This is a genomic window from Paenibacillus vortex V453, from assembly GCF_000193415.1.
GTDB classification, from domain to species: domain Bacteria; phylum Bacillota; class Bacilli; order Paenibacillales; family Paenibacillaceae; genus Paenibacillus_AQ; species Paenibacillus_AQ glucanolyticus.
In genome coordinates, this window is sequence record NZ_ADHJ01000037.1 from 351,622 (window position 1) to 375,114 (window position 23,493).

Sequence of the window (23,493 nt, forward strand, 5' to 3'; positions counted from 1 at the left end):
TCATCTTTGTGAACGACCATGGATCAACAAGCCTCCTATATTCAAACGTCCGCTAATTAAGATTAGCAGTCGTCAGGCATTTTACAACAAAGCATACACTTGATATTTCTGTTGGATTGTAGTTGTGGTTCACCCAACATTAACACGTTATCAGGAATCCATGCAAAAAGCGATGGAGATGACGGACATGGAAGGAATCAGAGTATAAAAAAAACGCTAAACCCTCAGTCTTAAGGGCTTAGCGAATATATTGGATGAAGTGTATCTCATCTCACAACAATATGTTTATCCCAGAACTAGACGATCGTCAGACAGCTTGTGACCGCTAATCTGCTCAAATTCCCCTAACAGCTGCTCCACCGTCAGGGATTTCTTGCGCTCTTCATCCACATCCAGAATGATTCGTCCCTTATCCATCATGATAAGGCGATTGCCCAGACGAATGGCTTGTTCCATATTGTGCGTAACCATCAGCGTGGTCAGCTTCATATCCCGCACGATTTCATCGGTTATTCGGGTGATCAGCTCGGCACGGGCCGGATCAAGCGCTGCTGTGTGCTCATCCAGCAGCAGGATTTGCGGCTGCGTGAAGGTCGCCATCAGCAAGCTAAGCGCCTGGCGCTCCCCGCCGGACAGCATCCCTACTTTGGCCCGAAGCCGATCCTCAAGGCCAATGCCAAGCCGCTCCAAATGCTTGCGGAAGCTGGCGCGCTTGGAGGCTGTAACGCCTATGCTGAGCCCGCGGGACTGGCCGCGGCGATGAGCCATCGCCAGATTCTCTTCAATGGTCATATGCGGCGCAGTGCCTGCCATCGGATCCTGAAATACGCGGCCGATCCAGCGACTGCGACGGAATTCCGGCAGATGGCCGATCGAAGTGCCGTCAATACGCACTTCTCCGGCATCCGGCTTCATCACGCCAGAGATGATATTCATCAATGTGGATTTGCCTGCACCGTTACTCCCGATAACCGTCACGAAATCCCCCGGCTTTAAGTGAAGATTGACATCCATCAAGGCAATCTTCTCATCCACCGTGCCCGGATTAAACAGCTTGGAGACATGATTCATTTCCAGCATCAGAGCGCACCTCCTTTGCTCTTCCCTTGAGCTGCCAATAGTTCGATTGAACGCCTCCGTGCCTGTGAACGCTGTTTCATCGCCCGGTTGATGGTTGGAACCACCAGGGCAATAATAACGATAACAGCGGTAATTAATTTCAGATCCGAAGCTTCGAGCCATGGAATCTCATAAGCAGCGGCAACGACAATCCGATAAATAATCGAACCGCAGATTACAGCCAGCGTCGTCCGGAATACCGAACCGGTACCCAGAACAGCCTCGCCAATGATAACGGACGCCAAGCCAATGACAATCATTCCAATACCGGAGCCGATGTCCGCAAAACTTGATTGCTGGGCAACAACAGCACCGGATAAAGCGACCAGTCCGTTCGAGATGCTAAGTCCCAGAATCGTGGTTGTATCGGTATTCGCGCCAAAGCTGCGAATCATCCGCTTGTTATCCCCTGTCGCACGGAGCGCAAGGCCAAGGTCCGTGCGGAAGAATGCATCCAGCAGCAGCTTTCCAATAATTACAATCACCAACATAATATAGATCGGATCAATAGACCCGAAGATAATTTCTTCCTGACTTAGTGAGATGTTAGGTTTGCCCATAATTCTCATATTGATCGAGTACAAGGCAATCATCATGATGATACCGGAGAGCAGCCCGTTAATCTTGCCCTTGGTATGCAGCAAGCCCGTACAGATACCGGCTACCATGCCCCCGGCAAATGCAGCCAGCGTTGCAAGCCACGGATTCACACCGTTTGTAATCAGGATCGCTGCAATCGCTGCCCCTGTCGTAAAACTTCCATCCACGGTCAGATCCGGAAAATCCAGAATTCGGAACGTAATATATACGCCGAGCGCCATCAGCGCATACAGCAGCCCCAATTCAATTGGACCATCCAGTTTCATCACGAAATCCAGCATGTCTTTGACCTCCTTTAGGATTAAGCAAGGCGCGGGCTGTTATCTCCGCGCCTTACTCTTACTCGATGATGTTATTGTCCGGGTCTTTGACTTCCTGTTTCATGGCGTCCGTCACTTCGATTCCATAGTCAGCCGCAACCTTCGTGTTCAAGATCAGATCGAGTTTATCCGGCTTCGTGATTTCCATGTCCCCCGGATTCTTGCCGTTTTTCAGGATCTCTACGGCCATCTGGCCCACCTGATATCCATGATCGTAGTACTTGAATCCAACCGTTGCAAAAGCTCCCTTTTCCACCGTATCGCGGTCACTGGAAAAGAACGGAATTTTATTCTTTTGTGCGGTCTGAATAATTGTCTCGACTCCACTTACCACGGTATTATCCAGTGTGATATAAAAGGCATCCACTTTACCGACTAGCGATTCCGCTGCTTGCTTCACTTCCGAAGTATTGGTAACAGCAGCTTTCACAAGCTCGATTCCATGCTCCGAAAGTACCTCTTCTGCCGTGTTTGCCATAACAACCGCATTTGCTTCTCCTTCATCTAAGACCAAACCAATCCTCTTAACATTTGGAAAATGAGTATTTACAAAATTCATCAATTGTTTGGTTGCTTCCGGGTTCGTGTCAGATGCCCCGGTGATGTTGCCCCCTGGTTTCTTCAAATCGCTGACCAGCTTCGCATCGAGCGGATCTGTTACAGCTGCGAACAAGACCGGCTTCTCCTTCACGTTCTGCGCCACAGCCTGTGCCGAATCGGTTGCAATCGCGATCACCAGATCCGATTTTGTATCCTTCAGCTTCTGTCCAATCGAGAGGTTGTTCGCCGGGTCACCTTGTGCATTGTTGTAATCAATCTTCAGCGTTTTGTCATCCTCCGAGATGCCGGCTTCCTTCAGTGCTGCCAGAATACCCTCCCGTGTTGCATCCAGAGATGGATGCTCTACGATCTGCGATATCGCAATGCTGTACTCTTTCTTCTCTGCATCTCCGCCGCTACCCGTTTGGGTCGTGCCGCCTTCCTGCTTGTCCCCGCACCCAACAGCCGTAACCAGCAATGCGGACAGTGTAAGTGATAACCACATTTTTCTCTTCATCATGATTCCCCTCTCATTTGTTAACCACTTTGCCTTGCAAACCATAATTTTCTACATAAAGCGACAACGCTTCCCCGCTTTCATAGACGAAAGCATTAAAGTCAAAAAATAGGTCGTTCCAATTGAACAACGGTCTATTATGAACATTTTATATGTACCCAATTGTATTCGTCAATCAGGATTTTCAAGAGAATGATCCTTTACACAAAAGAACATCCCCGGACAACAACAACCCCGGGGATGTCAGCCAAGCATGATATGTTCTTATATAGAAGATAAATTCTCCGAGTCTACAGAATCGAGCGCCCCTGCATTGTGGCTAACCAAGCTTCTGCCATGAGCGCATGACCTGCCGGCGATGGGTGTACACCATCCGGTGCCCAGTAACTCATCTCCATCTTCGAACTCGCTGCTGCAAAAATCCCATCCAGCGGAACGTATAAGGTTTCAAACTCACGTGATAATTCGCGAACGGCTTGAATTTTGGGATCCAGATCCTCACGCCATTCCTTCTTTGCTTCTGTAACAGGCAGCAAGAACGGCTCCATCAGAATGAAATTCGCACCGGTTAATTCGCGGGTTTGGATAAGAAGCTCCCGGTACCCTTCATAATAGGCCTCCACGGAGGTTGCTTCGCCCTGATTATACTTCCTGCCCGTTTCATTGATGCCGACCAATATGGATACCCATGTTGGATCAAGGCCAATGCAGTCTTCCTCCCAGCGGCCCCGCAGATCGACAACCCGGTTCCCGCTAATCCCGCGATTCAGAAAACGCAGCCTTTTCAGAGGAGACTCCATGCCTAACCGGGCAGCAGCCATGAGTGCATATCCATGCCCCAAACTGTCCGACTCCTCGTAATTTCGACCGCAATCGGTAATACTGTCGCCTTGAAACAATACGAGTGCATTATGCTCGATATGTACCATGCTGTTTAACGCCTCCATTTTAATGAAAGTGTTCTCCTGCTCACCCCTTCATCATAACCGCTTTCATTCGCTCTTGTAACCCCAAAATTCACATTTCATGGCAAACTTTCTATACATTTAAGTTGACTATGTGAAATGAATTCACTACAATTCTATAAGGTATACGTATGGCTGAATATATAAAAAGAACAGGTGATTAAATCATGTCAGAACAACAGAATTATCAGATCCTTCTCTATTATAAATTTGTTCAGATACCGGACCCTGAAGTCTTCAAAGATGAACATCTGCAGTATTGCAAGGACCTTGGGCTTAAGGGACGTATTCTTGTTGCCTCCGAGGGCATCAATGGGACAGTCTCCGGTACGATTGAACAGACGGAACAATATATGCAGGATATGCATGCCAACCCGTTATTTGCGGATATGGTGTTCAAGATCGACCCATCCGAAGGACATGCCTTCAAGAAAATGTTCGTCCGTCACCGCGAAGAGCTCGTGACCTTCCGCGTGGAGGACGAGCTCGACCCTAACATGATCAGCGGAGCCCGCTTATCGCCTCAGCAATTCTACGAGCAATTGCAGCGCGATGATATCATTGTGATCGATGGACGTAATGACTATGAATATGATATCGGTCATTTCCGTAATGCGATTCGTCCAGAGGTTCAGTCCTTCCGGGAGTTTCCGGATTGGATTCGGGAGAATCTGAGCGAACACAAGGACAAAACGATTTTGACTTACTGTACCGGGGGCATTCGCTGCGAGAAGCTGACCGGCTTCATGCTTAAGGAAGGCTTCAAGGATGTTGCCCAGCTCGATGGCGGGATTGTCACCTACGGCAAAGATCCTGAAGTGCAAGGTCGTCTGTTCGACGGAAAATGCTACGTGTTTGACGAGCGCATCTCCGTGCCGATCAATCAGACGGACGAGGACATTATTGTCGGTAAATGCCACCACTGCGGTAAGCCTGAAGACCGGTACATTAACTGTGATAATGATGCCTGCCATCTTCAGCATGTATGCTGCGAAGAGTGTGAAGAGCTGCATCATAGCTGCTGCTCGACCGAGTGTGAGGAGATTGTGGCTGCAAGCCATAACGCTTCCTGATTATAAGTAACCTGAAGAAATAACAAGCGACCGTCCCTAACAATTGCGAGGGACGGTCGCTTATTTATTTAGAACATTTATCATTTTAGCGACATTGTCAATTCCATCACTAAATAAATCAAGAACAACGTGGATGCAATACCATTTATGGATTTATAAAACCCGGATTTATTCTTATACAAGCTTCTAACTTTAGTCACATCTAATTCTTTTCTCAACGAGAAAAGTATTGTAGGCATTGCGCGCGAAAAACCATACAAAAAGCCGAAAAGCAGCCCAACGGTTGGATCTTTAAAAAGACCAATATAGATGTACAGTATATAGAAGGTCATAAATGGTAAATACGTAAAGATCCCCGCTCCCAGAATGCTTCCCCATACCCACATATTTCGAACCGGAGGTCCATTAACCCATGATGCCGGGATTTGCCATTTCCGCTGTGGGACTTTTAAGTTTAAAATTTTAAAATCATGCAGAATGTATAATCCGACTAATACGATCATGAATATCATTTTTAGAATGTACGGCAACCATGAGAAAACGACAAATAATAATAAAGTATACAAAAATCCTGATAGCGCGCCCGAAAGGGACGAAGCCATCAAATAGTTAGCCCAGCACTTCATTCTTGTTTTTAAAGTCTTCTCACCGAGAAGACTGACCTCGAAGGTCACATTTAGCCCTCAATTTGTGCTTACTTTAGTTACGCCTGCTGTGCAAGCCAGGAATAACAATATGATGAATTCAACATATTCCAAGCCTAATTCCCCCTAATTATCTTATCGTTACGGCACATCCACAATCCGATGTATATGGTCGAGTGGAGTCGTTACCGCTTAATGTACAATCACAACAAGCTATGGAACCCCAAGAATAACCTAGGCACCAGCAGCCTGTCGATTCGTAACCATGCGCATAAGAGACTTTATAGCCCGTTGGACATTTGCTTGATTGTGAACTTGAACACCCTGGACAAGCTTTCCGGTTAGGAAAATTACAAGTCGCAGATTGATCGTATCCCCAAATTTGGCACCACGAGGAAGATCCATCCGCAAAAACCGGACGTGCCGAGAAAGAAACGAATGAAAGGAAAGCAGTCGAAAGAACTGTTTTTAAGAACGTTGATCGTGAAACTTTTCGTTCCAAGTTCTCAGCCATAACCTTAGTAAACCTATCAACCGATTCAAGCCATTTAATCATTTATTTTACCGTCCTTTCAGGGAGATTTGTTTCTTCAACTAACACAGATTCACCTTCAAGTGCCGATATTAAACCATGGATGTGTTCGATACCGTTGCATAATCCTTTTCCTTTGACTGTCCCATTCTCGTCTATAACAAATGCAAACGGTGTAACTCTAACCTGGCAGGATGCTAGTATCTCTCTTTCTTCATCTAATAATAGTTCGCCAATCAATGATTTATCCGCTAAAAGTTTGGAAAACGACGTCTTGTCCCCGAGCCCTACAATAACAAAGTTGATTTTTTCATTATATTTCATATAAGCTTTATTCCATTCGGGAATTAATTCCTGGCAAGGTTTGCAACCAGGCGAGATAAAAGCAATCAAAGTCGGTTTATGAAAAAATGAATCGATCGGTATTCTTTCATTTGAAAAATACGATTTTGCTGAAAATTCAGGCAGCTTGCTCCCAATCGATACACCGTCTCGAGTAATGGCCTCACGTGTGCCCAAGTACACGGAACCAAATTGTCTATAAAGAAGAAATAATGAGAACAACATGAATAACACAACGATCCACAAGAGCACATTAGAATAAAATAATATGTCCATAAACCCTCCCGTTAGGCTTTTAATAGCTTCATGTTTTTCTTATAATCATTCCATATTTTCTGCGAAAGAAAGTAGATAAAGACTATAACTATACCTAATACCAATGATGCTGCTGAGTATATAGAATGTTGAGACCATGTTACTCCTATTGCCAAAACATTCAATACGATTAAGGCACCATTACGGTACAACGAAAAAATATCCACTTGGCTTTCCAAGAAGTTTCCGAAACATGAGCATGTAACGGATCGTTTTGACTTGATAACCATGATATCCGCGATAAGAAAACTGACCAGCAGCAACAAAGTCATCATAAAGCCGTAGAAGGAACTGCTGTGAAATATAATCAAAATTGAAGCAAACAGTTCGATGACAGGCAGGGTATAACCATACATGACAGATAATTTCCTTGGAACGACTCTATACTCGATGACGCCATCGACGAATTTTTTTATGTTGGCAAGCTTTGGTACCGAGGATATTAAAAAAATCAAGAAAAATACAACTTTTAATATGCTGCCCGCTAGCTCTAACATAAATATAGTTCCCTTCGATTTTATTGATCTTTAGGTTCTTTACTCGAAATCCCTTCTTTAAATTCTTTCACAGCGGAGCCTAGCGATCTTCCCATTGACGGTAAATTCTTCGCCCCAAATACGACAAGGCCAAGAATCAACAATAGAATAATGCCTGGGACGCCGATTTGATTAAACATAACCTCTCCCCTTTCAGTTCTTCCGTTTATTTTCTAAAAAAGCGCACAATGCTAGCCCAATTTCGAAAATAGAGATTAATAAAATCATGGCAGTAATATCCGAAATAAAGTCAGGTGGAGTTAAAACAACAGCAGTTATACAAAAGATGGGATATAAAAATTTACGAAATTTCTTAATGGTAGTCGGGGATATGATTCCTAGATGAGTTAAAAAAACCATAAATGCGGGGATTTCCAGTATTAATCCGGTCAATAAACAGATCATAAATACAAACTGAAAGTAATCGGAGAAGTTATACATCGTATTCATACTCAGATCCTCGGTAACACCCAGAAAAAATGAAAACAAAAATGGTGTCAAGAAGTAATAGCCAATAAGCACTCCAAGAAAAAAGAGTATAGATACGATAATTGAGAACACTATAAAGCCTTTTGTGATATTCTTGCTAATTGCCGGCTTAATAAAAAGAAACAATTGCATAATTAAGATTGGAAATGATAAACACACGCTTTGAAGGAGCAGTCGTTTTAGCATAGATAGAAACAGATTCCGTGACTTTAAAAACATTTAGTTCAATTTCGTGAGAAATTGCTGACGATTGCAACAAATTCACAACATAAGGCGATGTAAAATACGTAATGATTAAACTCGTTAAAAATGCAGCTACGAAATAAAGTAATCTCTTTCGAAGCTCATAAAAATGTTCAATAAATTTCTTAGAATCGTTATCATAAATACGAGGTTCTTCAATAGCGCTTATCTTTTCAATTTCATTTAACATTTTCTCTCCCAAGTATTACGAGTAATAGTATTCGGATTGCTAAAGACGAAACGCCGACGGAATTTGACTTAGTCTCCCTCCTTCCAGCATGTCATTTCAATTTCCTTTAAAATATCCAAATAAAAGAAATATAGCCCAAATATTTACTTGGTATATCAATTATAGTTATATTAATAATTCTTTCAAATAGGACCATTAGCTCAAAAAGTATGATTGCCTAAATATGAAATTGAAATACAAACTCTGATCGGTAGACTATGCTTGATAATGTGAATATATAGTTGTATAATAAGATTCCAAAATTAGTTATTTGAGGCTGGCTAGGTTACTGGTGTTCCTCTAGGTCTTCAAAACCTTTTGGGAGATTATTGGATCTCCGGTGGGTTCGATTCCCACACAGTCTCGCCATTAACTCATTCACAATGTCCATTTTCGGATCTCTTTTACTCTCTTGGTAAATTGTAAGAAGTCCAGAAGTTCGAGAAACTTAACTAGATTTTTTCTTGGCATACTTAAGATTTCCCTTGCATCTTGCAGAGAAAATGGCTGTTTTTTTGTTGCGTGATATAGTAATTTAAATTGATCATCAAAAGTTTCATAATGAATAAGTTGTTTATCGCCTATTGGATAACCCAGTTTTTTCGTAATCATGAAATGATATGATTCATGTTCAAATCGACTATGGACATTTTCACTTCTGCAGTATTCCCCCCATTCCTTCACCTCCATCCGATCATGCTTTAAATTGTCTAAAACTCTGTCAAATTTCGACACAAGTTCTTTCGGGATATGAGGCTCAAAATCTGTCAAATAAATGATGTGCTGCTCCCTTGCAATGGTTCTCTTTTCTATTTCCTTGTTTATAACCGCCTCAATTAGTTTTTTAGGAAAATTTCTTTCCAAAATTTGAATGCACTCTGCTTTGCTTATCCCGATTCGGAAAGGATTTAATTCATGGTATTTATGCACTTCAAACTTTACCTGGGATCCTGCATCATTATAAACTTCCTTAGAAGTGAAAAAACCAGGCTCGATTTCAACAATTTGATCGCTGTCTATCATCCCATTTAATATCTCGTTGATCTGATCACAGCTAATTGACAACGATTTACTTATTTCATTTTTATCCAAACATTTTTTTGTTGATAATACATCTAATACTCTTTCTTCCGAACTTGCTTCTCTTTGTTGCAATAACTTCTGAATCGTTTCTTCACCAAATCGATATTTTTCACCGGCCGTACCAATAACCCATCCACCACCAATGGTTTCTGAAGGTGAAGGTCGTCTTATAATAAAACGATCGCCGCGTTTAACGACAATCGGATTCGTTAATCGAATTTGACACAAAACTTCAGAGCCTTCGCGTAATTCATTACGATCGAAGAATACAATGTATCCCGAGGATTCGGTTGTTCCACAATAAAAATGGATGGGGGGTACGTTGTTTTACAGGATATTGAAGGTGATTTACTGAGTTAAGTGACACATCCACCATCGTACTTAGTGTGAAATTGGTTGATGTTACGATAACATCGCCCCTCTTTATTTTTCTTTGTTTAAGTGCACCACCAATATTGATGGCTACTCGCTGACCTGCCGAAGCTTTATCTTTAGAACAGTTATGTATTTGAACTTCCTTTGCCTTTACTGAGCATTGTTGTGGCAATACGATTAACGTATCCCCTTTGTTCACAACTCCTTCGTATATCGTCCCTCTTACAACGACTCCATGACCGTGAATGGTAAAAACCTGGTCAATCGGTAATCTTAAAGCTCCGTTAGAAATTCGTTGCGGGATTTCTATCAACTTCTCATGTAGCGATAGCTTAAGTTCATCAATCCCTGTTTTTCTTATATTATCCACAAACAACGTTTCAACTTCTTCAAAAATGGAGCCTTTTACGACCTTATTTATATCTTCCACAACCATATTCAGAAATTCAGGTTCTACCCTATCAATTTTCGTGACAACAATAAGACCATTCACGATCCCTAACAGCGTTAGAATTTCAATATGCTCTCTCGTCTGGGGCATTACCCCTTCATCTGCGGCAACGACTAGGATGACAAGGTCTATCCCTGCGACCCCCGCAATCATTTTCTTTATGAATTTTTCATGTCCCGGTACATCGATAATGGATGCTTCTATACCATATAATGAGAATTGAGCATAACCTAACTCAATGGAGATGTTTCTTTCCTTTTCTACTTTCAAACGGTCGGTATCAATATTCGTTAAAGCCTTCGTTAATGAAGTCTTACCATGGTTAATATGACCAGCGATTCCAATCGTATAATACATAGTTTGATCTCCAATGCTATTCAATAGTTTTAAATCATACGGGTTCCAAAGATCTCGTTTAATCCTTGCGCAACAATCACAATTTCGTCCGCCTGTATCGTCCTAGCATCTAGAAGAAGGGCATTCTTATGAATTCGAGCAATGATCGGAGGATCATGCTTTCGTAGTTCTCTTTCCAACCACTGTACATCGAATCGATCGGAATTAACCGCGACAACAAAAGATGGCAATTTTACATCAGGCATCGAACCGCCACCGATCTCAGAGTAATCTGGAATGATTTTAGCATATGGTTTATAGTCGTCTAACAGTAGGTCACAAAGCTCCTCTGCCTTTTTCTTAATTTCTTGTGGCGTAAGCAGGATATCTCTAAGTGTAGGTAGTTCTTCTACCAACTTTTTTTCATCAAGATACAATAATAGCGTGGATTCTAGAGCAGCAAGAGTTAACTTATCCGGTCGCAAAGCTCTGATGAGCGGATTTTTCTTTAATGTATTGATTAAATCACGTCTACCAATAATAATGCCGGCTTGAGGTCCTCCTAACAATTTATCGCCGCTAAAGCTGATCAAATCTACTTTCTTGTCGACGATCTCTTTAATAAACGGCTCGTTGCCGATTTTGTGTTTTTTTAAATCGTATAATACACCGCTGCCAAGATCCTCATACACCGGAATATGATGCTTCTGTCCAAGCATGACGAGGTCTTCAGTCAATACAGAATGTGTATATCCGTTCATTACAAAATTGCTCTTGTGGACCTTAAGTAACATAGCCGTATTCTCATTGATTGCTCGCTCATAGTCATGCGTATATGTGCGGTTAGTCGTACCAACTTCGTTAAGAACAGCCCCGCTTTCCTTCATGATGTCAGAAATACGAAATGATCCTCCGATTTCAACAATTTCACCTCGGGATACAATAACCTCCTTTTCTGAAGCTATTGCCTTGAGTATAAGAAATACAGCGGATGCATTATTATTCACAACCAAGGCTGCCTCTGCACCCGTCAAAGTCGTAATAAGTTGTTCGACGATATCATGTCTGGATCCGCGCTTTCCTGTTTCAAGATTATATTCTAAATTCGAGTATCTTCCGGCTATTTTTGTTAGATGCTGATTAACCGCATTCGGAAGTACAGAACGTCCTAGATTGGTATGCAAAACAACGCCAGTGGCATTAATGACTGGAACCATATTGGGTTTTAAACGCTTCCGAATAAAATCTACAAGATCGTTTAGCAATTGATCCTCCGAGATGGATGTCAACTGTCCAGAGACGATTTCGCTTCTAACTTCTTCAAGATACTTTTTTATTAATATGGTGATATAGTCGGATGATACAGCATGATTTTCTACTATATTTTTTATAATGGGATGATTTAATTGGCTGGCAACAGAGGGAATAGAACGAAAGATCATATATTTCTCCTTGGTTTTAGTATAGGAATACTTAATTACATCAATTTATAGTATATATTCTAGGAAGGGAATCTTATGGTTTAATTATTACTTGATGTAAATTATAGTAATAATTAAATTTATTCTCACAATTTATTCCTTTTGAATCAAAGTATAATCATACTTTTTATATCAAGCAACCGCTTATCTTAAAAATCTACATAATTTTCAAGATGGAATATTGCTACACTATTTCGAATTTCATTATGATGCAATATGTAAAAATCCCTTTCTGCCAACAAATGTTAAGTCATCGTTTCAGATGTACTTTTCAACATTTATGTGCAAAAAGGGATGATATCAACATGTATTTAATTGTTTCTAGCGATTAAATATCATGGAAAACAGCCAGTTCAGCCTCGATAGCAGCTTTGATCTTCTCGACGCATTCTTCCGTCGTTGCCGCAAATACACGGTTTCCATTCACCATTGCATATGGACGCAGCTTGCACAGACCGCAAAGATTCATGCAATCCGCCCGCAGGACCGCGATTTCGGGATACAATTCCTCAAGATGCTCAAGTTCCAAAGCACTCATCAAGTTGCTGTCGCATATTTCCACAACAACAATTCCCATCCCCATCTTCATCACCACAATTCGATTTGACAATACGTTCATTTATTATGAGGAATAGACCCGGTTTTGTCAAATCGAACGAACACTGCAGCATTTAATGAATGAGCGACTCCGCACCATCGATATAGATTTCCGTGCCGGTGATGTGCGAGGAATCATCGGATGCCAGAAAAGCCACCAGTTGGGCCACTTGCGCAGGTTGTCCCGGACCATCTGCCAAAGGCTGGTCCCCTTCCGGATATTCAATCGGGATGGTCACTTCGTCCAGCTCCGGCTTGGCAATCGTGCTCTGATCAATGTTGGTTGCGATTGCACCCGGACAGATCGCGTTTACCCGGATTTTATAACGTGCAAGCTCCAGAGCCGCCATCTTCATAAAAGCAACCTGACCTGCTTTTGTTGTGCTGTATGCAGAGAAACCAAACCCGGTAAACACCCGATTTCCGTTGATGGAGCTGGTTATGATAATGCTGCCCCCCGCTTCTTTTAAGTAGGGAATCGCATATTTCACCGTAGCGAAGGTTCCTCTTAAATTGATGTTAATGGTTGCATCCCATTCGTCCAGCTCCATGATTTCGATCGGGGCCTTCGTTCCGTTTATTCCTGCGTTTGCGAACACGATATCGATCTTGCCCCACTTATCAACCGCTTCGCTGAAGCAATCCTTCAGCGATTCAGCATGGGAGATATCGCAGTTGCCCGTTATGGCTTCGCCGCCGCCTTGTTCAATGGTGCTCTTCACCTTCTCTACGCGTTCACGATCGATATCGATCAACAGCAGCTTAGCTCCCTGCTCCGCCAACAGAAGGGCTGAGGCCTGGCCGATTCCGGAACCCGCACCGGTAACGATGGCTACTTTGCCATCCAAACGTTGATTCGTTGACATTGCCACAACCTCCTTGTTCAGTTACATGATTATACATAACCCAAGGAGTCCAGCTCTGAATCTTGCCTGACCAATGCTGTCATACAATTTACTATCAAATCTTGTTCTTCCGCAGCTTAAAGCTGGAATACCGCTGGTTTCACGCATACCGGCTTCGATTGACTGACTGTATACCCTGTGAAGGCAAGCTTTCCATCTTCCGGATCTACATTAAATAACACCAGATTGTTCCCGTCCCTGTTGGCAACCACCATAAACTTGCCCCCCGGCATCAGCGTAAAATGGCGAGGATGGCCGCCCTCCGTGGATATATATTGAACCGGGCTTAAATAGCCGGTATCTTCATGTACGGAGAACACAACGATACTGTCGTGTCCGCGATTAGATCCATACACCGTTTTGCCGTCCTCAGACACAGCAATCTCAGCGCAATAGCTTTCCCCGTCAAAATCCACAGGCAATGTTGATATCGTCTCCAGAACAGCCAAGCGTCCTTCGTCCTGGATGTAACGAAGCACCGTTACGCTTGAATTCAGTTCATTAATGACATAAGCATAAACTCCGCTTGGATGGAATGCCAGATGGCGGGGTCCTGCCCCCTCTTCAAGCTGGGTCTCACCGTGGAAGCTCAACTCGTTGGTATCCGGATTAATTGTATAAGACAGAATCTTGTCCAATCCCAAGTCCTGCACAAACACATATTTACCATCCGGACTGTAAAATGCCGAGTGCGCTCTGGCTTGCTGAGCTTCACGCACAGGCACGAGATCCGAATGTTTCTTCTCATCCAGCAGCTCACCGGCTAGACCTTCCTCATCGATAGAAAGAAGACCTACCAAGCCCCCATGATAACTTGAAACGATCAGATACTTACTTGATTCGTCGCGCTGTATATGACAAGTCGAGCTGCTGACACTGCGAACGCGATTCCGTTCGATCAGCTTGCCGGCAGCAGGATCAATCTCAAAACTGACAACCTCGCCTGCCTTGCCTCCCTGCTCTGCCATTTCGCCAATGGCATATAAGCGTCTGTTATCCGCGTCCACGTTGAGGAATGTCGGATTCTTAATGCCGGAGACCTCATCGAGCAGCTTCAGCTCGCCGCTGTCCTCATTAAATTCATATATACATACACCGCTTTGATCCTCTTCCGCATAAGCACCTGTAAACAGCAGCGTACGCTGTGATCGGTTAGCCATATTACTGTATCTCTCCTCTCGTTTATCGATAACTCTATATCGTATGTAGAGATCTTTCAGTTACCATGTTAACTTCAAGCCATATGAAAATCAAATGGCTTGTCTTTAATGCCTGTTTGTCTTTTGGCATTCCGGGTATGTATGTATTATACGGACAAAAAGGAGGTATTCCCATGAAACAACCAAGCAGTGAAGAAGTGCGCAATCATCAGGACACAAAGAACGACTCGCAGGAACAACGAGACAAGGTGAAGAAGCGGCAGGATGTGGAACCTCAGGCTGAGAATTGGAATCCCCGGGATCTCCCCAAGCCAGACGATAAACAGCAATCTAAATCCTGATAGATCATATAAGAAGGCCGCATGGGAATGTCCATGCGGCCTTCTTATTATGCAAGTCTCTCTTCTCTTGGATAATTATCCTTCCAGAAGCAGTGACTCCGGATCTTCAAGAAGCTCTTTAATCGTTACCAGGAAGCGAACCGCTTCGGATCCGTCAACGATTCGGTGATCGTAAGACAATGCGATGTACATCATAGGGCGGTTCTCCATGCGCTCAGCATCGATGGCTACTGGACGAAGCTGGATCTTGTGCATGCCGAGAATACCCACCTGAGGTGTATTCAGGATCGGTGTAGACAGCAGCGAGCCGAAGACGCCGCCGTTCGTAATCGTAAATGTTCCGCCTTGAAGTTCAGACAAGGACAGCGCATTATTGCGAGCTTTCGCAGCCAGATTGCCGATTTCCTTCTCAATCTCGGCGAAGCCCAGGCGATCCGCATCGCGAACGACCGGAACGACAAGTCCTTCCTTAGCGGATACCGCGATACCGATATCATAGAATTTCTTCACAACAATATCGTCGCCATCAATCTCCGCGTTAAGATGCGGGAATCTCTTCAGCGCGCCCACAACCGCTTTGGTGAAGAAGGACATGAAGCCGAGGCCTACGTCATGCTTCTCCTGGAATGCTTGCTTACGACGCTTGCGCACATCTAGGATCGCTGTCATATCGACTTCATTGAAGGTAGTCAGCATGGCAGCTGTATGCTGCGCTTCAACCAAACGATTCGCAATCGTTTGACGGCGGCGGGACATGCGGGTACGTTCAACCGGTTTGCCATACTCAGCAGCCGGAGCTGATGCTGCCGGTGCTGGCGTTGAAGCTGCAGGCTTGCTAGGTGCTGCAGGCTGCTTGGCTTCATTATGATTCTTCACATCATCATGGTAAATCCGACCGATCGGGTCGCGGCCCTGTACCTGGTCCAGATCAATCCCGCGCTCACGAGCCAGTTTGCGTGCGGATGGCGATGCAGTCAGGCCTGCTCCTTCCTCGCTTGGGGCCGGCACAGAAGCTTGTGGCTTAGGTGCTTCTGCAACTGGTGCTGGTGCAGCCTCCGGTTGTACAGGTGCAGGAGCTTCAGCAGCCTTCGATGCCGGTGCGCTTGCAACGCCTTCCTGTAGAGAAATTTGACCGATCACTTCCCCGATGGTCACATTCTCCCCTTCTTGACGAAGGATTTTTTCCACAACGCCTTCAGACTCTGCGCTAATTTCTAGATTAACCTTATCCGTTTCTAACTCGAGCAGAACATCACCGATGTTTACGCTATCCCCTTCTTTAACGTGCCATTTGAATATCGTTCCTTCGGTGATGGATTCGCCCATAGCTGGTACAGTAATTTCGCTCACAGCCGCTACCTCCCCAATGAGATCTGTTGATTTATAGTTTTACGATTAAGGGCAAAAGAAATGATGGTCTGTTGCTCATAAGCATGAACATCCTGATATCCGCTAGCCGGGCTCGAACGCTCAGGACGTCCGCTGTAACGGACCTCTGTGCCTTTAGGTGCAATTTCACGAATTCTCGGCTCCATGAAGCTCCAGCCGCCCATGTTCTGAGGTTCTTCCTGAACCCATAGAATCTCCTTCAGGTTCGGATATTTCTGCATAACACGGGAAATTTCCTCTTTAGGGAATGGATACAGCTGTTCCACACGAAGAACATGAATCCATGATTGGTCTTCATCCTTCTGCTTATCCAGCGCGTCCTCCAGATCGATCGCAACTTTCCCCGAGCACAGCACCAAGCGTTCGACCTTCTTCGGTGATTGGCCAAGACCAGGCTGTTCCATAACCTTCTGGAAGCCGCCTTCGCTGAATGCGTTCACCGGTGATGCCACACGCGGGTTGCGGATCAAGCTCTTCGGAGCCATGACAACCAGCGGACGGGCATCTTCCGTTTCAGTCAAAGACGCCTGCTTGCGAAGCAGATGGAAATACTGAGCAGCAGAAGTCAGATTCGCAACCGTCCAGTTATCTTCTCCGCTCAGCTGGAGGAAGCGTTCCAATCTTGCACTGGAGTGCTCAGGACCATTTCCTTCATATCCGTGAGGAAGCAGCATAACCATGCTGGACTTCTGTCTCCACTTCGAACGTCCAGCTGTAATGAACTGGTCAATGATAACCTGGGCACAGTTGGTGAAATCACCATATTGCGCTTCCCAGATAACCAAGGTCTCAGGAGAATATACATTATAGCCGTATTCGAATCCAACAACAGCTGCTTCTGTCAGCGGGCTGTTATGAATAGCGAACGAAGCTTTGGCTTGCGGCAAGCGGTGCAGCGGGCAGAAGGTTTCTCCATTAACCGCATCGTGAAGCACAAGGTTACGGTGAGCGAACGTTGCCCGCTCCGCATCCTGTCCGGTAATCCGGATCGGCTTGCCATCCGCAAGAATCGTAGCGAAAGCCAGCGTCTCCGCATGACCCCAATCCACCTTCTCGCCTTCATCAAGGGAATTGCTGCGGCGCTCAAGGATGCGTTGAAGCTTCGGATATACCGTAAAGCCTTCAGGCCATTGCAGAAGCTCGCGATTAATCCCGCGCAGTACCTCTGCAGATACGTTCGTTGCAGCTTCCTTCTTCGATTTGCTATCGGTCGGTTTCAATCCTAGCAGGATCTGATCCACAGGATCCTTCGACTTTACGCTCTCATAAGAATTCTTCAATACCTCTACAACACGATTCTTCAATTCGTCCACTTGCTCCTGGGTCAGAACGTTTCCATCAACCAGCTTCTTCATATAGAGCGTGCTGACGGTTGGATGATTCTTAACCTTCTGATAGATCAGCGGTTGAGTGGTTTCCGGATCGTCCGTTTCGTTATGCCCATATTTACGGTAGCCAACCAGGTCAATCAGAATGCTCTTCTTGAACTTATTCCGATAGTCGCTGGCAAGTCGGGCAACGGCAATACATGCTTCCGGATCATCTGCGTTCACGTGGATAATCGGAATTTCATATCCTTTAGCCAGGTCACTCGCATAATGGGTCGATCTGGAATCCTTGCCCTCTGTCGTAAATCCGATACGGTTGTTCACGATAATGTGAATCGATCCACCCGTACGGTATGCCGGCAGCTTGTTGAAGTTCAGGGTTTCCGGCACGATGCCTTCGCCAGGGAATGCGGAATCGCCATGGATCTGAATGCTCAGCGCTTTGTTTACGTCCTGCTTCGGATATCCCGCTTCACCGCGTTCCTCCTGAGCCGCACGTGCAAAGCCCTCCACCACCGGATTGACATATTCCAGGTGACTCGGGTTATTCGCGAGCGTAATGCGAATCTCGCGTGCTTCATCCTTCTTCAGATAGCGGTCAGCTCCCAAGTGATACTTCACGTCACCTGTCCAGCCGTAGTTAATGCCCATGGAGCCTTCGGACGGCACCAGATGTTTATTCGGGGAGTGCATGAACTCCGAGAAAATCTTGCTGTAATCCTTACCCAGCACATGAGCCAGGACGTTCAAGCGTCCACGGTGCGCCATGCCCACCAGGATCGAGTTGACGTCCACTTCAGCCATCTGACGAACAATCTCATCCAGAAGCGGTACAAGCGCTTCGTTGCCTTCAACGGAGAAGCGCTTCGCACCTACAAACGTACGGTGCAGGAACTCCTCGAATTGTTCGGCCTCCAGCAGTTTTTTCAGAAGTCCCTTGCGCTCATCAGCGCTTATGTCAGACAAGAAACGGCCGGATTCCGCTTGTTGATTAAGCCACTTGCGTTCTTCTTCATCATGCACATGACTGAATTCGTAGGCAATAGAGCCTGTATATAGTTGTAACAGCCGCTGGATTGCCTCATAGCCGTTCTTGATATCACTAGGAGCCTCCTCCCAGACGATATCTGCAGGCAGAGCTGCCAAATCCGCTTGGCTGAGTTGGTAGCTTTCTGGTTGAAGCAGACGTGTGTCGGCTTCGTTTCCAATTCCAATTGGATCAATGTCGGCGGCAAGATGACCATAGGTTCTAATGTTCCACACCAGTTTGCCGGCAGCTACCCCTTTTTTCAATAATTGCGGGTCATAGCTTACACCTTGTCCCTGCGAATCCGCTTTCTTTTCATTGTTTTCCAAAGATGGAGGCGGTCCCCAGCTGGCGAACAGCTCACGGTATCCTGGCTCCACAGATTGCGGGTCTTGCAAAAACTTCTCATACTGATCTTGAATGTACCCCAAGTTCGGACCGTGATATTTCTGCCAGGGTCCCTCTGTCATTCTGTCAAGGGTCTTCATCGCTGACTCCCTCCGTCAGATTATTTTGATTGTTCATGGACGGAAATTCTGGTTTTACATTAAATTAACGTTTTCTTACGATTACATTATAATACACTTGACCTACTTACCGAAAATACCCTTTATATATAATAATGATCTCGGAAACAGATGAATTTGCGGCAACTTTTTGACGATTTGTCCATTCGCTAACCATTTATCTGTATGAGCATACAATTAAAGTCATTTATCGGTAAAAATATCCTCATCCAGCCAATTCATCTGCCTCAGCGGCTCGGGTCCGCTGTCCATTCCGAGTAAGCGAAGAAGCTGTTTCGCATTATCGGAAGCATCGCCTCCTGAATTGTTATTGAAGATTATCCAGCACTGCTCCGATTTCTCAAGCAGCTCTTCGATCCATCCCTTCCATTGATTGAGCTCCTCCAGGCTGTAACGGTACAAGTACCGCACCTCACGCCAGTTGGGCTGACCGCTGGAATGCCATCCCTCGGCATTGCGCCCATGCATTCGGATCATGACGGCACCGGTATCCGATGTCTCCAACACGACGGGCACAGAACCGATACCTGCCTGGGGCTCGTCAGCTATGCTGTGAATCCAACCTTCACTGCGCATAAGCTCCATCGTCTTCTCGCGATATTCCGGCGCATACCAGCTCTGATGCCGAAATTCCAGAGCTACAGGAACATCCTTCATCCACTCCCGGGTGCGCTTCAGGATTTCCACGTGTTTGCGTTCGCACCCAAACCATGGCGGGTATTGAAAGAGAACCGCCCTTAACTTTCCCGCCAATCGCAGTTCTTCAACCGAAGCGAGCAGATGCTCAAACATCATTTTTACATTCGGGTACCTGTCTTTGCCTTGGCCGCGCGCGTGACCCGTCATGCCTTGATAGGCCTTTACAATAAAACCGAAATGGTCCGGGACCGCGGCTGCCCATTTACTCATCTGTTCTGCTGAAGGAATGGCATAGAACGAATTGTCCATCTCCACAATCGGAAAATGCCTGCTGTACATTTCCAGCTTATCGGCAGCCCTTGCCCCTTCATCGTACAACTTGTCATGGTCTCCCCAGCCGGACAGCCCCATCTGAATCCGTTTCTCAAGCTTTTCTTCCTTTAACATAACAATCCTCTCATCAACATGATTTACCATATCGGGGACTTCTATTAATTAACCTCAACCCGGCGATTTCAAAAGCAAGCAGCCCCATACTGATTTTTCCAATGCCTGCAGGCACCTACTTCTGATCGTAAAAGATATGGCGTGCCTCCAGGGTTTCGTCCTGGATAAGAAGCCGTCCATACGAATACCGGGGCTGTCTGCGTTTGTCAGTTGCCGATCCCGGATTAAACATCAGCACGCCTTGTACATTTTCTAGGAAAGGAATATGGGAGTGACCGAACACTATGCAATCCACCTCGCTATCATGGAATGTCTTTCTTGCACGTGATGGCGTCGTCCCCCCTTGACCGTGTCCATGCACAATACCGATTCGTTTTCCCTCGGCGAGGACAATCCTGTGGTATCCTAAGCGATCTATAATCACCTCATCGTCAACATTGCCGGCAACGCCCTCAACCGGAGCATACTGGCTCAGCAACTCGTAGAGCTCCCACTTGGACCAATCCCCTGCATGGATGATCAGATCCGAATGCCTAAGATCTTCTAACAGCCGAGCTGGAAGCTCCTTCGCCTTTTTGGGCATATGGGTGTCTGATAATACCGTAATTCGAAAAGGATGACTCATCCTGTGCAGCAGCCCCTTCTTGTTCACATCAGATGCAAGCAGCTTTGCTGCGGGCACTATTATATATCCTACCAAATATTTGGATTCAAATAAAACCGCGCTGAAGCTGCGCGGCTCTAAGGGGAGGATGAACAGAAAACATTTTCCAATTCACAGTTTTAGTTTGCCCCGAAGCTGAATACAATGTACGAGCATGCTTGTACGAGTCATGCTTCGTTCCATTCAATCAGGGTAAGGTGGGATAACAATGAGTGTTTTTCTAAGCTACATGATTCTGGGGCTCTCTCTGTCTGCACCGATTGGCCCAATCAATGCTGCTCAGCTTGATAAAGGCATTAAGAACGGTTTTTGGCACTCCTGGATGTTTGGCGTCGGCGCTGTGTTTGCTGATATTCTTTACATGATTCTGGTGTACCTGGGCGTCGTCCACTTCCTGAGCACTCCGTTTATGCAGACCTTTCTGTGGCTGTTTGGTGCCTTTGTGCTGATCTATACGGGATTTGAAAGCATCATGAATGCCAGTAAAATTACAATCAGCAGCGCGCGCAGTGAAGACTCCATTCCCAAAACCATGTTCTCCGGCTTTATTATGTCGGTATCCAATCCCATGACAATCCTGTTCTGGCTTGGCATCTATGGTTCCATTCTTGTTAAGGCCGCTGCGGACGATAACAGCTCCGGTCATATTTTTCTGTACAGCCTTGCGGTCATTGCAGGGGTTGTTGTATGGGATTTGTTCATGGCAGCACTCGGGAGCTTCTTCCGGAAATATTTAAGCCAGAGAGGACTCTCCATCATTTCCATTATATCTGGCGTATCCCTCATTGCCTTCGGTATCTATTTCGGCATTCGGGCATTAACCCTGCTCTATCCCCTCGTGTTTTAACGGGCGGGCTTCGGATTCAATTTGGATTTGTTGAGCGTTTTCCCTTGACCGCTGCCGGATTTCTTCCATATTGGACGCATACATAGGACAACCAGACCGATGATAACAAGGAAGCCTAGACTGATCAAGAGCCCTGTTCGGCTCGTGGGATGCATTGCTGTTCCGCTTACCGCAGATACAATGAGCAGCATGCCGGTGTATCTTTTGATCTGCCCCCACATCGTAAGCTGTACTATTTTGCCTGCAGATATAAGGATAAACAGCCAGTTGTACAATAGCATGAGACCGGCTGCGGTCGTCAAATATTCATAGATCTTGCCAGGAATGAGCAGTGACAGGACGATGGAGAGAATCAGACCTCCTGCTGTAAGGGAAAGCGCATAGACCGGAGCCTGCCGATGAAACTTTTTGGCTGCAAAGATCTTGGGCGCGTCATGATCCTCTGATAAGGTCACGAGCATCGTTGTGATTGCATAGAGCGAGGCAACCATCGTCGAGAAACCGGCCACAATTAATACAGCATTAAAAATATGCGGGATGAACGGCAGCTGATAGGAGCTCAGTGCGACAACAAACGGACTCTTGGTCGTAGAGAATTGATTCCAGGCAACCATCATGACCGCCAGTCCAATTGATAGAACGTATACAATCGACAGCAAGATGATCATCACTTTACCCGACTTGGGTGCTTCCTTTGGATTTTTCAGACGTACGGCCATCATGCCCATTACTTCAATACCGCCGAAGGCGTAGAATGCAAAAATCAGGGAAGACCACACACCCTTTCCTCCCGCAGGGAAAAAAGCATTCAAACTTCCCGGAAAGTGCGGCTTTGTCCCGCCTTTTAGCCATCCCATCCATGCGGCCCCCGCAATGATCAGGAACATAACAATAGCAGCTACCTTTATAACCGCAAGTACATTCTCCAGCCTGTCAAACCCTTTGTTACCAAGCCATATGACAATCAGCCCAAGCACCGCGTATCCAGAGGCAAATATCCACATCGGAACGGACGGAAACCAGAAGCGTGAAAAAATAGCGAGGGCCGTCATTTGACTTCCCATGATCAATACCTCCGAGCACCAATACATCCAGCCTGTCGAGAAGCCTGCCCACCGGCCGAAGGCTTTTTTGGCATAGGTTCGGAATGAGCCCTTCTGCGGGTCTTCGGCCGTCATCTTCGCCAGCACATCGAATACAAAATAGGTCGCTGCCGCTGCCAATATAATAGATAGAAGAAATGCAGGCCCACCCAATCTAATGCCAAGTGCAGATCCGAGAAAATAGCCTGTACCGATGGTGGATGCCACCCCGAGCAGCGACAGCTGCCACCATTTCAAGTTCCCTTCCTTCGACTTCGCCCCTCTGTTCACGGTCTTATCCTCCAGACTTCATAATAAGTACTTCAAAACTTTCCTTATTATGAAGGGAA

24 protein-coding genes and 1 tRNA gene are annotated in these 23,493 nt (G+C 45.5%); 4 read left to right on the forward strand and 21 right to left on the reverse strand.

Going from position 1 to position 23,493, the window contains the following annotated elements; translation table 11 throughout:
- Nucleotides 1–285: 285 nt before the first annotated feature.
- The 4 genes from PVOR_RS19425 to PVOR_RS19440 form a co-directional block, all read right to left on the reverse strand.
- Entirely contained in the window at nucleotides 286–1,080 is a 795-nt protein-coding gene (locus tag PVOR_RS19425) for an ABC transporter ATP-binding protein (protein ID WP_006211156.1), read from the reverse strand.
- Entirely contained in the window at nucleotides 1,080–2,000 is a 921-nt protein-coding gene (locus PVOR_RS19430) for an ABC transporter permease (protein ID WP_006211157.1), read from the reverse strand. Before PVOR_RS19430 ends, PVOR_RS19425 begins: the two co-directional genes overlap by 1 nt.
- A 58-nt stretch (nucleotides 2,001–2,058) precedes the next feature.
- Entirely contained in the window at nucleotides 2,059–3,096 is a 1,038-nt protein-coding gene (locus tag PVOR_RS19435; protein WP_006211158.1) for an ABC transporter substrate-binding protein, read from the reverse strand.
- 290 nt (nucleotides 3,097–3,386) lie between these two features.
- Complete coding sequence (locus tag PVOR_RS19440; protein ID WP_006211159.1) at nucleotides 3,387–4,025, reverse strand: SGNH/GDSL hydrolase family protein; 639 nt, start codon at nucleotides 4,023–4,025, stop codon at nucleotides 3,387–3,389.
- Between the two features lie 203 nt (nucleotides 4,026–4,228).
- On the opposite strand from PVOR_RS19440, the gene trhO reads away from it, so the two are divergent.
- Entirely contained in the window at nucleotides 4,229–5,134 is a 906-nt protein-coding gene (gene trhO / locus PVOR_RS19445) for an oxygen-dependent tRNA uridine(34) hydroxylase TrhO (RefSeq protein ID WP_006211160.1), read from the forward strand.
- 80 nt (nucleotides 5,135–5,214) lie between these two features.
- Here the strand turns inward: trhO and PVOR_RS19450 are convergent, their stop codons facing one another.
- From PVOR_RS19450 to PVOR_RS30400, 6 genes are all read right to left on the reverse strand, one after another.
- The gene (locus tag PVOR_RS19450) at nucleotides 5,215–5,808 is read right to left on the reverse strand and encodes a hypothetical protein (RefSeq protein WP_006211161.1); all 594 of its coding nucleotides are present in this window, start codon (nucleotides 5,806–5,808) and stop codon (nucleotides 5,215–5,217) included.
- 526 nt (nucleotides 5,809–6,334) lie between these two features.
- The gene (locus PVOR_RS19455; protein ID WP_006211162.1) at nucleotides 6,335–6,928 is read right to left on the reverse strand and encodes a TlpA family protein disulfide reductase; all 594 of its coding nucleotides are present in this window, start codon (nucleotides 6,926–6,928) and stop codon (nucleotides 6,335–6,337) included.
- Between the two features lie 11 nt (nucleotides 6,929–6,939).
- Complete coding sequence (locus tag PVOR_RS19460; RefSeq protein WP_006211163.1) at nucleotides 6,940–7,464, reverse strand: MauE/DoxX family redox-associated membrane protein; 525 nt, start codon at nucleotides 7,462–7,464, stop codon at nucleotides 6,940–6,942.
- A 20-nt stretch (nucleotides 7,465–7,484) separates the two neighbouring features.
- Nucleotides 7,485–7,643: a twin-arginine translocase TatA/TatE family subunit gene (locus tag PVOR_RS19465; protein WP_006211164.1), complete on the reverse strand. Its 159-nt coding sequence runs from the start codon at nucleotides 7,641–7,643 to the stop codon at nucleotides 7,485–7,487.
- A gap of 13 nt (nucleotides 7,644–7,656) precedes the next feature.
- Nucleotides 7,657–8,211: a twin-arginine translocase subunit TatC gene (tatC, locus tag PVOR_RS33085; protein ID WP_006211165.1), complete on the reverse strand. Its 555-nt coding sequence runs from the start codon at nucleotides 8,209–8,211 to the stop codon at nucleotides 7,657–7,659.
- A complete protein-coding gene (locus PVOR_RS30400) occupies nucleotides 8,102–8,425 on the reverse strand; it encodes a twin-arginine translocase subunit TatC (RefSeq protein ID WP_040680745.1) in 324 nt (107 codons plus the stop codon). The genes tatC and PVOR_RS30400 overlap by 110 nt, the downstream gene beginning before the upstream one ends.
- A 312-nt stretch (nucleotides 8,426–8,737) precedes the next feature.
- Here PVOR_RS30400 and PVOR_RS30465 point away from each other — a divergent pair.
- A tRNA-Sec gene (locus PVOR_RS30465) sits at nucleotides 8,738–8,833 on the forward strand.
- A 9-nt stretch (nucleotides 8,834–8,842) separates the two neighbouring features.
- Here PVOR_RS30465 and PVOR_RS29325 read toward each other — a convergent pair.
- The 6 genes from PVOR_RS29325 to PVOR_RS19500 all read right to left on the reverse strand — a co-directional run bounded on the left by PVOR_RS29325 (nucleotide 8,843) and on the right by PVOR_RS19500 (nucleotide 14,852).
- Nucleotides 8,843–9,859, reverse strand: a complete 1,017-nt coding sequence (locus tag PVOR_RS29325) for a SelB domain-containing protein (protein WP_442952231.1) — start codon at nucleotides 9,857–9,859, stop codon at nucleotides 8,843–8,845.
- The gene (gene selB, locus PVOR_RS29330; RefSeq protein WP_052649305.1) at nucleotides 9,801–10,730 is read right to left on the reverse strand and encodes a selenocysteine-specific translation elongation factor; all 930 of its coding nucleotides are present in this window, start codon (nucleotides 10,728–10,730) and stop codon (nucleotides 9,801–9,803) included. The genes PVOR_RS29325 and selB overlap by 59 nt, the downstream gene beginning before the upstream one ends.
- Before the next feature lie 29 nt (nucleotides 10,731–10,759).
- Nucleotides 10,760–12,151 carry an L-seryl-tRNA(Sec) selenium transferase gene (gene selA / locus PVOR_RS19485; protein WP_006211166.1) on the reverse strand — a complete coding sequence of 464 codons (1,392 nt, stop codon included), beginning with the start codon at nucleotides 12,149–12,151 and terminating at the stop codon, nucleotides 10,760–10,762.
- Between the two features lie 367 nt (nucleotides 12,152–12,518).
- Complete coding sequence (locus PVOR_RS19490; RefSeq protein ID WP_006211167.1) at nucleotides 12,519–12,767, reverse strand: DUF1450 domain-containing protein; 249 nt, start codon at nucleotides 12,765–12,767, stop codon at nucleotides 12,519–12,521.
- A gap of 94 nt (nucleotides 12,768–12,861) precedes the next feature.
- Nucleotides 12,862–13,653 carry an SDR family oxidoreductase gene (locus tag PVOR_RS19495; RefSeq protein ID WP_006211168.1) on the reverse strand — a complete coding sequence of 264 codons (792 nt, stop codon included), beginning with the start codon at nucleotides 13,651–13,653 and terminating at the stop codon, nucleotides 12,862–12,864.
- Between the two features lie 116 nt (nucleotides 13,654–13,769).
- The gene (locus PVOR_RS19500) at nucleotides 13,770–14,852 is read right to left on the reverse strand and encodes a lactonase family protein (RefSeq protein ID WP_006211169.1); all 1,083 of its coding nucleotides are present in this window, start codon (nucleotides 14,850–14,852) and stop codon (nucleotides 13,770–13,772) included.
- A 173-nt stretch (nucleotides 14,853–15,025) separates the two neighbouring features.
- Between PVOR_RS19500 and PVOR_RS31080 the strand changes: the two genes are divergently transcribed.
- Nucleotides 15,026–15,193 (forward strand): hypothetical protein, encoded by a 168-nt coding sequence (locus tag PVOR_RS31080; protein ID WP_006211170.1) that lies wholly within the window; start codon nucleotides 15,026–15,028, stop codon nucleotides 15,191–15,193.
- A gap of 75 nt (nucleotides 15,194–15,268) precedes the next feature.
- Here PVOR_RS31080 and odhB read toward each other — a convergent pair whose 3' ends face one another.
- The 4 genes from odhB to PVOR_RS19520 form a co-directional block, all read right to left on the reverse strand.
- Nucleotides 15,269–16,543, reverse strand: a complete 1,275-nt coding sequence (gene odhB / locus PVOR_RS19505) for a 2-oxoglutarate dehydrogenase complex dihydrolipoyllysine-residue succinyltransferase (RefSeq protein ID WP_006211171.1) — start codon at nucleotides 16,541–16,543, stop codon at nucleotides 15,269–15,271.
- 5 nt (nucleotides 16,544–16,548) lie between these two features.
- Nucleotides 16,549–19,425, reverse strand: a complete 2,877-nt coding sequence (locus PVOR_RS19510) for a 2-oxoglutarate dehydrogenase E1 component (RefSeq protein WP_006211172.1) — start codon at nucleotides 19,423–19,425, stop codon at nucleotides 16,549–16,551.
- Between the two features lie 222 nt (nucleotides 19,426–19,647).
- Nucleotides 19,648–20,550 (reverse strand): DUF72 domain-containing protein, encoded by a 903-nt coding sequence (locus PVOR_RS19515; protein WP_040680789.1) that lies wholly within the window; start codon nucleotides 20,548–20,550, stop codon nucleotides 19,648–19,650.
- 115 nt (nucleotides 20,551–20,665) lie between these two features.
- A complete protein-coding gene (locus PVOR_RS19520) occupies nucleotides 20,666–21,175 on the reverse strand; it encodes a metallophosphoesterase family protein (RefSeq protein ID WP_040680790.1) in 510 nt (169 codons plus the stop codon).
- A gap of 247 nt (nucleotides 21,176–21,422) precedes the next feature.
- Between PVOR_RS19520 and PVOR_RS19525 the strand changes: the two genes are divergently transcribed.
- Nucleotides 21,423–22,061, forward strand: coding sequence for a LysE family transporter (locus PVOR_RS19525; RefSeq protein ID WP_006211175.1), 639 nt, complete (start codon nucleotides 21,423–21,425; stop codon nucleotides 22,059–22,061).
- On the opposite strand, the gene PVOR_RS19530 is transcribed toward PVOR_RS19525, so the two are convergent.
- Nucleotides 22,058–23,434, reverse strand: coding sequence for an amino acid permease (locus PVOR_RS19530; protein WP_006211176.1), 1,377 nt, complete (start codon nucleotides 23,432–23,434; stop codon nucleotides 22,058–22,060). The two genes, PVOR_RS19525 and PVOR_RS19530, sit on opposite strands and share 4 nt — an antisense overlap.
- Between the last annotated feature and the right edge of the window lie 59 nt (nucleotides 23,435–23,493).

What these genes read in the sequence shown, in the direction of transcription:
- PVOR_RS19425 (WP_006211156.1), bottom strand. Translation starts at nt 1,080, where the DNA reads ATGCTGGAAATGAATCATGTCTCCAAGCTGTTTAATCCGGGCACGGTG.
- PVOR_RS19430 (WP_006211157.1), bottom strand. Translation starts at nt 2,000, where the DNA reads ATGCTGGATTTCGTGATGAAACTGGATGGTCCAATTGAATTGGGGCTG.
- PVOR_RS19435 (WP_006211158.1), bottom strand. Translation starts at nt 3,096, where the DNA reads ATGAAGAGAAAAATGTGGTTATCACTTACACTGTCCGCATTGCTGGTT.
- PVOR_RS19440 (WP_006211159.1), bottom strand. Translation starts at nt 4,025, where the DNA reads ATGGTACATATCGAGCATAATGCACTCGTATTGTTTCAAGGCGACAGT.
- trhO (WP_006211160.1), top strand. Translation starts at nt 4,229, where the DNA reads ATGTCAGAACAACAGAATTATCAGATCCTTCTCTATTATAAATTTGTT.
- PVOR_RS19455 (WP_006211162.1), bottom strand. Translation starts at nt 6,928, where the DNA reads ATGGACATATTATTTTATTCTAATGTGCTCTTGTGGATCGTTGTGTTA.
- PVOR_RS19460 (WP_006211163.1), bottom strand. Translation starts at nt 7,464, where the DNA reads ATGTTAGAGCTAGCGGGCAGCATATTAAAAGTTGTATTTTTCTTGATT.
- PVOR_RS19465 (WP_006211164.1), bottom strand. Translation starts at nt 7,643, where the DNA reads ATGTTTAATCAAATCGGCGTCCCAGGCATTATTCTATTGTTGATTCTT.
- tatC (WP_006211165.1), bottom strand. Translation starts at nt 8,211, where the DNA reads ATGTTTTTAAAGTCACGGAATCTGTTTCTATCTATGCTAAAACGACTG.
- PVOR_RS30400 (WP_040680745.1), bottom strand. Translation starts at nt 8,425, where the DNA reads ATGTTAAATGAAATTGAAAAGATAAGCGCTATTGAAGAACCTCGTATT.
- selB (WP_052649305.1), bottom strand. Translation starts at nt 10,730, where the DNA reads ATGTATTATACGATTGGAATCGCTGGTCATATTAACCATGGTAAGACT.
- selA (WP_006211166.1), bottom strand. Translation starts at nt 12,151, where the DNA reads ATGATCTTTCGTTCTATTCCCTCTGTTGCCAGCCAATTAAATCATCCC.
- PVOR_RS19490 (WP_006211167.1), bottom strand. Translation starts at nt 12,767, where the DNA reads ATGGGAATTGTTGTTGTGGAAATATGCGACAGCAACTTGATGAGTGCT.
- PVOR_RS19495 (WP_006211168.1), bottom strand. Translation starts at nt 13,653, where the DNA reads ATGTCAACGAATCAACGTTTGGATGGCAAAGTAGCCATCGTTACCGGT.
- PVOR_RS19500 (WP_006211169.1), bottom strand. Translation starts at nt 14,852, where the DNA reads ATGGCTAACCGATCACAGCGTACGCTGCTGTTTACAGGTGCTTATGCG.
- PVOR_RS31080 (WP_006211170.1), top strand. Translation starts at nt 15,026, where the DNA reads ATGAAACAACCAAGCAGTGAAGAAGTGCGCAATCATCAGGACACAAAG.
- PVOR_RS19510 (WP_006211172.1), bottom strand. Translation starts at nt 19,425, where the DNA reads ATGAAGACCCTTGACAGAATGACAGAGGGACCCTGGCAGAAATATCAC.
- PVOR_RS19515 (WP_040680789.1), bottom strand. Translation starts at nt 20,550, where the DNA reads ATGTTAAAGGAAGAAAAGCTTGAGAAACGGATTCAGATGGGGCTGTCC.
- PVOR_RS19520 (WP_040680790.1), bottom strand. Translation starts at nt 21,175, where the DNA reads ATGAGTCATCCTTTTCGAATTACGGTATTATCAGACACCCATATGCCC.
- PVOR_RS19525 (WP_006211175.1), top strand. Translation starts at nt 21,423, where the DNA reads ATGAGTGTTTTTCTAAGCTACATGATTCTGGGGCTCTCTCTGTCTGCA.